The following is a 10,594-nucleotide window of genomic DNA, read 5'->3' on the forward strand; positions in this document are numbered from 1 at the left end:
TGATGTGTATTAATTACAACAGAAGTATTGTTGCTGTTAGCCAATATTTTACGACTAAATCCTTTAAATATGAAAAAGCCACTTGAATAACGATGCGCTAACTTAATAAATAGCAGAAGTTGCTGTCATCATTGCTAAACTTAAAAATTGAAAATATGCCACAAGTTAAACCAGGAATCGCCACTACTATTCTTGCACCAGATCCGGTTGGAGAAGGTTTTGTTGAGATTTCACCGAATAAAACATTATTCGTTCAAAAACTAACCAATGAGCCTCCGATAAAACCGGAAATAGTAGAAGACCTTCAAACAGTAGAACAGGTTTTCGATTATTTTAAACCTAACTGCGATGTTGAACTTGACCGCGAAGACGGTTCTACGATAAAAGAAAATTTCACATTTGCAGGGTTAGGTGATTTCGATATCAAGAACATAACCAACAGGAGCGATTACTTAAAAAATTTAAGCCTTGAAAATGATGCTTATTTAAAAATCATCAAACAGCTTAAATCCAATAAGTCTTTAAAAAATGTAATTGAAAACCCTGAAACAAAGCAGGCCTTTGTTAGTGCTTTAAAAGCATTGGTTGCCGAGCTTGATGAAGCCGATAGCAAATAATTCCCCAACAAATAATTATTCAGTAAACATAAACTCCCAGATATGTCAACAGAATTAAAAGATGAAAGCGTTTTGCAATATAAAGAAGGCGAAAAACAGGCTGTAGCCGATGTGCCTTCTCTTCAAACTTCTTTAAACACACTGGTTAGGTCCGGCGGTTATGATTTTTTCGAAGCCGTGGTAGATGGCGCCGATAATATGAATCCCGTTCGTAAAGCCAAGCGTAATATTTTTTTAACCGACGCTTCTAAAAAACAGCAACGTGCTGAATTGAAGAAAAAGATGCAGTTATGGATTGATCTTTTAACCGAAAACAATTCAATTGCAGAGATGGCAGAAAAAAGTGTTCAAAAAGCAGAAAATGCAGACAAGCTTTTAAAACAAAACCTGAAAAAGGTTTTGGATGCCAGCCGCGAAATGGAACAATCGTACCGCTCTGTTCACTTGTTCTATAAAAATACCGAATCACCAAAGCTTAAGAATGTTGTATTAATGAATGCATCTATGGACCAGCTTACAGATTTGGATGAGCCAAGGTTTATTGAATATATAGCGGAGGAATTGAAAAATAAATATGACCGTTTAGACCTGCGTCAGAATTATTCACTGCTCGTAGTGCCCGGTTATTTAAAATCTGCAACAGTGGTTGATAAATGGGCAAAGATGGCCTATAACAATAAAGTAATGCTGGTTACAGATTTTGAAAATATTGAAACGCCCGATGATGTGCTCGATATGTTTACCGATGCCAATCTTACTAGCGGCGATCCGCATAAAGCAAACGTAATGATGACCTGCAATTATATAGTAGGCCGCGGTAAAAAAACAGATGTTGGCGAAGAAGAAGATGTATATGTTCCGGGCTCTGCAGCACTTGCAGGCAAAATGTATTGCACCAAATTATCGCAGCCGGTTGCCGGTAAAACTTATGGCTCCATTGACGAAGTAGATACAGTGCGTTTCGATCAGAAAAAAGCAGAAATATCAGAGCTTGAAAATGTTGGCCTTGTGCCGTTGGTTGGTGAATGGGGCAAGGTAATGCCGTTCTCTGCCAAAACATTATTTACAGGCGATAACCTGGGCATGCAAACATATTCTGTAGTGCGTGTATTTGATTTTATTGCCAAAGTGCTATCCGATTTTCTCAACAGGCGTGCCTTTGAATTGTGGAATGTGAAGATGGAAAAAAACCTTCGTTCTCAGATTGTAAAATTCCTTGATGGTATACAGGGGCCCGATAAGCTGATTGAAAAATTCCAGATCATAAGATTTGAAAGAGATGAAGAACACAAAGACCACATCTTCCTTGATATTCATATAACGCCATTCTTCCCTGCAAAAAGCTTCCTCGTTAAACTCGATGGTTACAAAGGCGATGATGGCGAGGAATGGAAAGCTTCATTCAAGCAACAATAACAGTAGCATTTTTCAATGCTAAATAAAGCTTTCGTGATACATGAAGCTTTATTTTTTCTATACTGATTTATTTGTGTGCACTGCATTAAAGGGTATTACATGGCAATTAAATTTTTCTTGGGATATATTGGGGTATTTCTTGCATTTGCAATTACGTTATTGGTACTGGTTAAACCTTTCTCCGAAACGTTTGCTGCCAGTGGAAAAAAGCCAACTATATACAGCATCGTCTCTTCCATCATTGTTTCGCTTGTTGCTTATATTTCAAAATTTGTAAGCGATCACAGCTTTGCGGTTTACTGGATTATTGCAGCTATATTTTTAATATTTGGCGCTATACATGTTGCCATTGCTCACAAAAAATATTTTCATGCTTATAATGAAGACAGCAGCAGTAAAATAATCCTGGCGGAAATAATGTTTGGGTTTTCAGTGATATTTTTTGTGGTGGTTATTTTTTCATCGCTGCAATATTTTCTTTCTAACGAGAAGCAATATCTTTTTTACCCGATGCTTTTAAGCTGTCTTGCTTTTTTTATTCCCATGCTTGTCTATCATACATTCAATGCTGCATTCAATATTCCGCCGGCAAGGTTTGTAACATGGAGCTATCCATTAACTTCTCAGATAGAGTTACCTGATGAAGATCCGCGTGAAAAAATATATGTAATAGGTTTTGAAATTGCAAAGAAAAACAGCGATGCCGGTCATTCCTATTTCCGGGCGAAAGCACCCGAAGGCATGAAGCTTGGAGAACTCTATTATCATTTTATAAATGACTATAACGAGCTGCAAAGTGAAACGCCAATTGAATTTGCTACCAAAGATTACGATGCTTACCAGTGGTGGTTCCGGAGAAAACCAAAATGGTATCAGCGCCAGCGCATATTGAACCCTGAAGTAACCATAAGGGAAAACGGCATCAAAGAAAATACAGTAATTATTTGTGAACGCATAGAAAACATTATATAATGAGAGACCGTATTAAATATTTGCCCGTGAACTGGATTGACGGGATGAAAATTAATAAGAGCCATTTTATTGCGCAGGATGATGCCTGGCGCGATGCTTTGCATGATGTGGCGGCCCTCAGCGTTTCTCATTCGAGATTTGGCATTATTCCTTCATCTGCGGAAGGAGAGGATAACTTTAATGTAAAAATATCTGTCGATAATCAGAACACCATCAGGGTTACTGTGTTGGCGTGCCAGGCAGTAACACCGGGAGGTATAAGAATAAATTTGCCAGCAACAGGGCATTTTGAAAATATCAACAATGATGCAGATGCTGCGCCGTCAACTACATTCAGTTTTGCAGAAGCAAAATCTGAAAATATATGGTGGGTGGTATTAATCATAAATCCTTTTCAGAAAAAACCTGCCGGTACTCCGGACATTGCTGAAAACCCTCCAAGATATCCTTTTGTATTACCTGCTTATTCAGTTGAAATTATCAGCGATAGCCAGTACAGCCAGTTTGCTTATCATCCTTTTGCATTAACAATCGGTAAAGTTTTGGCAGAAGGAAATGATATAAGGGTTGATGCGGATTACATCCCGCCCTGCTATGCTACTGAAGCACTTGATGATCTTGTAAGCCTGCATGGCGAACTTGATCATTTCTATTCAACGCTTGAAATGCGCTGTTCGCAGATCGTTCAAAAAATATACAGGAAAAATCAGCAGAACGAATTATCGGAGTTAGTACAATTTTTATGCGACAGGCTGATCATTTTTCTCAGTGATAATATAACCAAAACAAGATGGACAACCTTATATGAATCGCCGGCTGAATTGCTGATGGGCATTGTAAGCTTTGCACGTTTAATGAAAAATGTAATTGACTTGCGCATAGGGTCAGGCAAGGAAGAAATGATGAATTACATAAGCGAATGGTGCGGGTTAAAGCAGGGTGAACTTGACAATATGCTCACCGGTCTTGCGGTTATCCGGTATAATAATAATGATATCAACAATAACATTCAGAAGATAACCCAATTTATAAAAGTGGTTGCTGCTTTATTTGAAACACTTCATAAGCTTGAGTTTATAGGTAAGAAAAAAGACACCGGGATTTTTGTGAAAGAAGAGCAAAACGGCTTCCAGGAACTGCAGCCAAATAAAGCAAGAAGGCGTTTTTTCGGATAAATAAAAACTCATTATAAACATATTAATTTATGAAACCAGTTAACCAGCCTGAAAGGCGTAAAGCCTTTTTAAACTTCATGATATTTTTCATCATAACAATAAGCGTTATTGTTATAACTGTATTTTTCAGCACGCGGGTACCTTTTGAAGAAAACAGGAAAATGAAGGAAGAAATTACGGCATATCAGCAGGAACAAAAATTTATGGCGCAGTTTTCAGGCAAGCTTACAGACCTGCAAACTTTGATCGATACACTCCAGGCGCCCGGCGTTCAAACAGACCTTATTGATAACCGCATAACACTTGCCATGAGCGACCTGCAGGCATTTAAGGAAAAAGCAATGCCCGGTAATGATAATATTTATGCAAAGATGATAGACGCTTTATATAAACTAAAAAGCGCTAATTCAAGCCTTGTGAATTTAAGGTCGCAATCACCGGATATTGGTAAGCTGCAGGCAGAGCAGGCCAATTTAGTGCAAAGAATAAGCAGCGCTAATGCTTATATAGCACAGTTGTCGAGCCAGGTAGGCATGAAACCGCCTTATCAATCTTATTAGCAACAAACCCATGTTGAAGGCTATGAAAAAATCCACATCCATATTTACAAAATCAAGAATGGGCCTTGACAACAGCGTGTGGTTTACCATGCTGGCAGTGCTTGCTTTTTCCGCATGTTTTTTGAGTTTTAAACTGATAACGCATGTGGATTGTTCTGCATTGGAAATTGCCACATCAGGATTAAGGCAGCAAACGAATAATGTATTTTATGTGGGTGAGTCTATTACTTTTTCTGTTCCGGCAACACCGACAGATAAATTACGCTGGGATTTTGGTGATGGCGCCCGTGAACAAACAGGTAAACCTGTTATGCAGCATAGCTTTTTAAAAGAAGGTGATTTTACTGTTTCATGCACACAAAATAATACGTGCCTGCAAACTGTTGTAATTAGTATCATTTCCAGGCCGGCCAGGCGGGGAGATTCGACGCAGTTTGCAGCAATTCCCATAATTGGTGCAGATACTGTAACGGCAGGATTATCGGCGCATTTCAGTACATTAATGAAAGCGAGCTATAGCTACCAGTGGAGCTTGTCGGGTTCCCCTGAGGTTAAAACCACTTCCGGCGTTGATTTTAATTTTTATAAAGATGGCGTTCAAATGATAACACTAACCATCGATGGCAGTAAACGATACACAAAAACAGTGGTGGTATTGCCGAAGAAGCCTGCAGGCAGTAACACAACAGGTGAGGCGGAAGCTTTACCTGAACGGTCAATAAAGATTCCGCCTGCTGTTAATTCCATTTATCCAACGAGTGGCGGTGCCGGTACAAGTGTAACCATTATGGGCAGCTTTTTTAACGGAACAAAGTCGGTGAGCTTTGGCGGCATTGAAGCAAAATCATTCCAAATAATTTCGCCAACAGAGATTACAGCCATTGTGAGTGAAGGCAGCCAGACAGGGCTTGTTACGGTAACAACAGAAAATGGCCCGTCGCCTGCTTCATCACCACAGTTTACTTACATCGCTGCTAACGCAGCAGCGGGCGCTAACGCACCAAACCAGGCTGATAACGCTACACGCAAAAGCCTGACTGATGCAAATCTGAAAACATTGCTTACGAAAGTGGCTAATGGAGACCCGAATGTAACGGCACAAAAGGTTGCCCAGTTTTTTTGCGGCGGCGAAGGAACATTGGTTAAAGCCAATTCTGAAAAAAAGGCAATTACTTTATCGGAACTTTGCAAACGCCTGCAATCGGAGAAACATGTTACTGTAGAATCGGCCAAAATTATTCATGATCCTAATAACCCCAATTGTGAAACAAACATACTGGTAACCTACAGCCAGCCAAGAAAAATATTGGGAATAAAAGTTGGCAAGAAGCGGAATTAATACGGTCGTTATGTGCCAGCGGTCTGGCCGCAGGATGAAGTTTATTGCGCTGTTCTTATGCGCTTGCGCGGATGACTTATTTTAAAATATTTATCTTCATATTTATTTTTTATAGGTTTCTTATGCCCGCAATAACAATAAAGAATCTATAGAAATATTACTGCTAACCTACCGGAAAATGACAAAATCAATAAATACATATCTTGATATTTTTTCTTCTGTATTCGAACCGATATTATTAGAGGAGATGACAAGCAGGGCCATGCTGATGAATGTAAGCGGGGGAGAAATTATGATTAGCCCTGACCAGCCCGTTCTTGCAGTGCCTCTGGTATTAAAAGGAACGTTTAAAGTAGCACGCATAACAGATGAGGGACAGGAAGTGTTGTTGTACTACGTGAAGTCTGGTGAAAGCTGCGCTATGCTTTTAACCTTCTGGATGACAACAAAGGTCAGCTCAATAAAATCTGTAGCGGAAGAGGACTCCATATTATTATGCCTGCCCCTGCCCGTTGCTGATGAATGGCTTATCAAGTATCCATCCTGGAAACAGTTCGTGATGAACACTATTCTTGACGGGTTTACCGGCGTAATAAAAAGCATAGATGATGTTCTGTTCAAAAAAATGGATGTGCGGCTGGTAAACTATCTTAAGGATAAATCAAAAATCACCAATTCCACGCTTATCAATCTAACCCACCAACAGATAAGTGAAGACCTTGGCACCAACAGGGTAGTAGTTTCAAGAATATTAAAAAATCTTGAAAATCAGAAGAAGGTTTTGCTTTATCGCAACCAGATAAAACTGCTGAGGGATTTGTAACATTGGTTACAAAGAACTGTAACCTTAGATACCTTTCTTTAATTTTTCCACTTCTACTTTTGCCGCACAATTAAGGAAAACATGAATGCAGGTGGCCTGCCGGCAATTCAGGATGTATCCCTGCCATGCATACGTGCTCTTTATTGAAAACTTAAACAAATAACAAAAATGGAAACACTAACAGAAAAAATCAACCCCAATAAAGCATTGTGGGAAAAGGGCGATTTTACCCGTATTGCTCAAACTATGCGGGAAAGCGGGGCTGCTCTTGTTGCAACCCTCGGTATTAGAAAAGGCATGCACATTTTAGATCTTGGCTGCGGTGATGGCACGACAGCTATTCCTGAAGCTAAGCTTGGCGCAACGGTGCTTGGCGTTGATATTGCACGTAACCTCGTTGCTGCAGGTAACAAACGCGTACAGGAGGAAGGCATAAGTAACTGTATTTTTAAGGAGGGCGATGCTACCGGATTATATGACCTGAACGATGACAGCTTCGATATGACTGTAAGTATTTTTGGCGCCATGTTCGCACCCAGGCCATTTGATGTTGCCAAAGAAATGGTTCGTGTGACAAAGCCCGGCGGCGTAATCGTAATGGGTAACTGGATACCAGGCGATCCCACATTGGTTGCACAAATACTAAAAATAAGTACGGCCTACACACCGCCACCTCCAGAGGGGTTTGTGAGCCCCATGTTATGGGGTGTGGAAACAAATGTAATTGAGCGTTTTCGGGCAGCAGGTATTGACCCGGCCAATATATCCTTCGGTAAATCAACCTATACATTTAATGCCGATTGTACACCATCTGGCTTTGTTGATGACTTTAAAAATTACTACGGGCCTACAATGAATGCATTTGACGCCGCCAAAAAAAATGGGAAAAGCGCACAATTACAGCAAGAACTGGAAGCCTTGTTTGCCAGGGAGAATAAAAATATAAACTCCGGCAAAACATCTATTTCAGCTACATTCCTGCTTGTAAAAGTAAAGGTGTAATCATACGACATCGCAATAACGCTGCATTACACAGCAGGCATTGTTTGCATAATGCAGCGTTTTATTTTGTGAAAGCATATCAATTAACCAAATAGCTGAAGCAATTTTTATTAATGACTGTTAAGGTTTAAGTTATAGAACAGTCAATATCAGTATGAACATTGTTCCTGCGCCTTAGGCTTTGAACATATAAAAGACGGCTAAAAACGAAGCCAGCTAACAATATAATATGTACAGGTTATCAAAGGCCTTTTGGATTGCGTCATAAGATATTGTTGAGTTTAATGTATTGAAGTAGCATTATTGTTTTTCCATCCCTTATTTTCCCGGTTTCAATCATATTCATTGCTTCAGTAATTTCAAACTCCAGCACTTCAATATTTTCTTCTTCGTTCTCAACCCCTCCACCATCAGTCACTTTCATTTCTTTAGTGTATGCTGCAATGAAGAAATGCAAGATTTCCGTTACAGAGCCCGGCGACATATAGGCTTCAAATATTTTACGCACCTCGGATATTTTATACCCTGTTTCTTCTTCAGTCTCTCGTTTAATGCAATCTTCCGGGTTGTCGTTATCCAGCAAACCTGCGCAGGCTTCAATTAACATTCCTGTGTCATTACCGTTTATAAATGTTGGAATGCGAAACTGCCTTGTAAGAATAACGGTTTTTTGTTCCTTGTTGTACAGCAAAATAGTCGCTCCATTTCCCCTGTCGTATGCTTCCCTGCTTTGCGTAAGTTTTGTTCCATCTTTTTTTGTGTATTCATAAGTTATTTTTCTGAGTGTGTACCAGTTGTCAGAAAGCACTTTAGTCTCTAAAACTTTTACGTCCCTTATCATTTGCGATTATCATTTAAAATTGTCAGTTGATCTGCCTGTTTCCTTATGTATGCTTCCATAAAAACAGCCTGTTTATTAGATGAGCATAATGTAACCAGAGGTGAAATAATATAGGCGGGTTCATAAATCGGCGCATTGGCACCGATATATTTTTTATATGAGCATTTTAATTGGTATACCAGAATTGTATTTATAGGTTGTAAGAAAATTTTTTTGCATGAAAAGCTTATCTTCTGCCACTCATCTGATCACCTATTTTATATTCTTTCGGATGGGCAGCACCCAATAAATTCGTTACAAAATAATCCCAGCGGCGGCGCATCATATAATAAGAATAGGGCCCGTAACCATGATGGCTGTTGGGAAAAATAATAAGATCATAATCTTTGTTCGCTTTTTCCAGCGCTTCAACCACCAGCAGTGTATTATAGGGCGGCACATTATCATCCAGCATGCCATGCGCCAGTAATAATTTGCCCTTGAGGTTACCGGCATACACCTGGTTGGCCTGTGCTTCATAATTGTCTTTTCCTGAAGCATCTTTTGTAAGCAGGCCAATATATCTTTCGCCCCAATCATCTTCATAATTACGGTTATCGTGGTTGCCTGATTCTGAAATGCCCACTTTAAAAAAGTCAGGAAATTTAAACATGGCGCAGGCTGTGGCAAAACCGCCGCCGGAGTGGCCCCAGATACCTACACGGTTTGTATCAATATAGGCATAGCGTGCAGCCAGTTGCCTTATGCCGGTAATCTGGTCGGGCAAAGTATTTTCTGCCATAAAACCATAACTCATGTCGTGGAATGATTTGGAACGGAGCGGGTTGGAAGTGCCTTCAATGGCAACCACCACAAAGCCCAATTCTGCCAGTGATTGATTATCGCCCCTGGCGGCAGAGAAACCCCAGTTGCCGCCAATACTTCCGCCCTGTGGGCCAGGATAAATGTAAACCACAACCGGGTATTTTTTTGTGGGGTCAATATTGGACGGCGTAAATATCAGCCCGTAAATATTTGTGGTATCATCATGCGCTTTTAAGGTTACAGGTTTTGGCGGCTGCCAGCCAATTGCTTTCAGCGGGCTGATGTCTGTTTTTTCCAGTGTTGTAATAACCTTTCCGTTTGTATTGCGCAATACAACTGTATTGGGAACATCTGGCTGCGAATAATCATCAATAAAATAATTTTTTAATGGCGATAAAGTAATCTTGTGAAAACCTGTTTCCGGCGTAAGCGATACCATTTTCTTTCCGTCAAAACCAATTTTATAAAAGTGCGTGAAATAGGGATTGGCGGTATCAAGCCCGTTGGCAAGAAAATAAATCGTCCGGCTTTTTTCATCCACATGCAACATTTGCGTAACCACCCAATCGCCTTTTGTAATTTGATTTTTGAGCTTGCCTGTTGTTGCATCGTACAGGTATAAATGGCCCCAGTTATCGCGTTCTGAAAACCAGATGATCTCCTTTGTGCCTGGTAAATATTTCCAGTTAATAGAACCCCAGCCCGATTCATATTGCGTGGGTGCTTTTTCTTCAAACACTTCGCGTACAGCGCCGGTGTTGGTATCTGCAATACGCACTTTTTCAATTTTATGATCCCTTGAAGTGGAAACAAAAGCAAACTGAGAACCATCATCGCTCCAGCTTATATCATCAAATGTGCCGCTGCTTGAAATATCATCACTCAAAGTGGCACGGTGCGGGTCAGGCGGAACCTGAAGGCGGATCACTTTAGGGTTTTCAACATCAATCACCACCCTTTCAATCATGATGATATTGGTATCGCCGGGCAATGGATATTTCCAGTGCTGCAATGTGGGATGCCCAACATTGGTTGTAGCGAGGTA

10 protein-coding genes are annotated in these 10,594 nt (G+C 40.2%); 8 read left to right on the forward strand and 2 right to left on the reverse strand.

All coding sequences use genetic code 11. The features are described from left to right. Positions 1–155 precede the first annotated feature (155 nt). From ACTHN6_RS09400 to ACTHN6_RS09435, 8 genes are all read left to right on the forward strand, one after another. Positions 156–617, forward strand: coding sequence for a hypothetical protein (locus ACTHN6_RS09400; RefSeq protein WP_440435499.1), 462 nt, complete (start codon positions 156–158; stop codon positions 615–617). Between the two features lie 42 nt (positions 618–659). Beyond that, positions 660–2,033, forward strand: a complete 1,374-nt coding sequence (locus ACTHN6_RS09405; protein WP_440435500.1) for a type VI secretion system contractile sheath protein TssC — start codon at positions 660–662, stop codon at positions 2,031–2,033. A 99-nt stretch (positions 2,034–2,132) separates the two neighbouring features. Further along, the gene (locus ACTHN6_RS09410; protein ID WP_440435501.1) at positions 2,133–3,005 is read left to right on the forward strand and encodes a TssN family type VI secretion system protein; all 873 of its coding nucleotides are present in this window, start codon (positions 2,133–2,135) and stop codon (positions 3,003–3,005) included. Further along, positions 3,005–4,180 carry a hypothetical protein gene (locus ACTHN6_RS09415; protein WP_440435502.1) on the forward strand — a complete coding sequence of 392 codons (1,176 nt, stop codon included), beginning with the start codon at positions 3,005–3,007 and terminating at the stop codon, positions 4,178–4,180. Before ACTHN6_RS09410 ends, ACTHN6_RS09415 begins: the two co-directional genes overlap by 1 nt. A 29-nt stretch (positions 4,181–4,209) precedes the next feature. Next, positions 4,210–4,740 carry a type VI secretion system TssO gene (gene tssO, locus ACTHN6_RS09420; RefSeq protein WP_440435503.1) on the forward strand — a complete coding sequence of 177 codons (531 nt, stop codon included), beginning with the start codon at positions 4,210–4,212 and terminating at the stop codon, positions 4,738–4,740. A 22-nt stretch (positions 4,741–4,762) separates the two neighbouring features. Then, on the forward strand, positions 4,763–6,079 hold the full coding sequence (locus ACTHN6_RS09425) for a PKD domain-containing protein (protein ID WP_440435504.1): 1,317 nt from the start codon (positions 4,763–4,765) through the stop codon (positions 6,077–6,079). 178 nt (positions 6,080–6,257) lie between these two features. Continuing rightward, entirely contained in the window at positions 6,258–6,902 is a 645-nt protein-coding gene (locus ACTHN6_RS09430) for a Crp/Fnr family transcriptional regulator (RefSeq protein WP_440435505.1), read from the forward strand. 168 nt (positions 6,903–7,070) lie between these two features. Beyond that, positions 7,071–7,904: a class I SAM-dependent methyltransferase gene (locus ACTHN6_RS09435; protein WP_440435506.1), complete on the forward strand. Its 834-nt coding sequence runs from the start codon at positions 7,071–7,073 to the stop codon at positions 7,902–7,904. Positions 7,905–8,166: 262 nt separating this feature from the next. Here the strand turns inward: ACTHN6_RS09435 and nudK are convergent, their stop codons facing one another. Together nudK and ACTHN6_RS09445 are read right to left on the reverse strand one after the other, a co-directional pair. Beyond that, positions 8,167–8,745: a GDP-mannose pyrophosphatase NudK gene (gene nudK / locus ACTHN6_RS09440; protein ID WP_440435507.1), complete on the reverse strand. Its 579-nt coding sequence runs from the start codon at positions 8,743–8,745 to the stop codon at positions 8,167–8,169. Between the two features lie 226 nt (positions 8,746–8,971). Then, the coding region (locus ACTHN6_RS09445; protein ID WP_440435508.1) for a prolyl oligopeptidase family serine peptidase at positions 8,972–10,594 on the reverse strand (1,623 nt) is incomplete at its 5' end.

This window comes from Parafilimonas sp. (assembly GCF_051953455.1).
Classification (GTDB): domain Bacteria; phylum Bacteroidota; class Bacteroidia; order Chitinophagales; family Chitinophagaceae; genus Parafilimonas.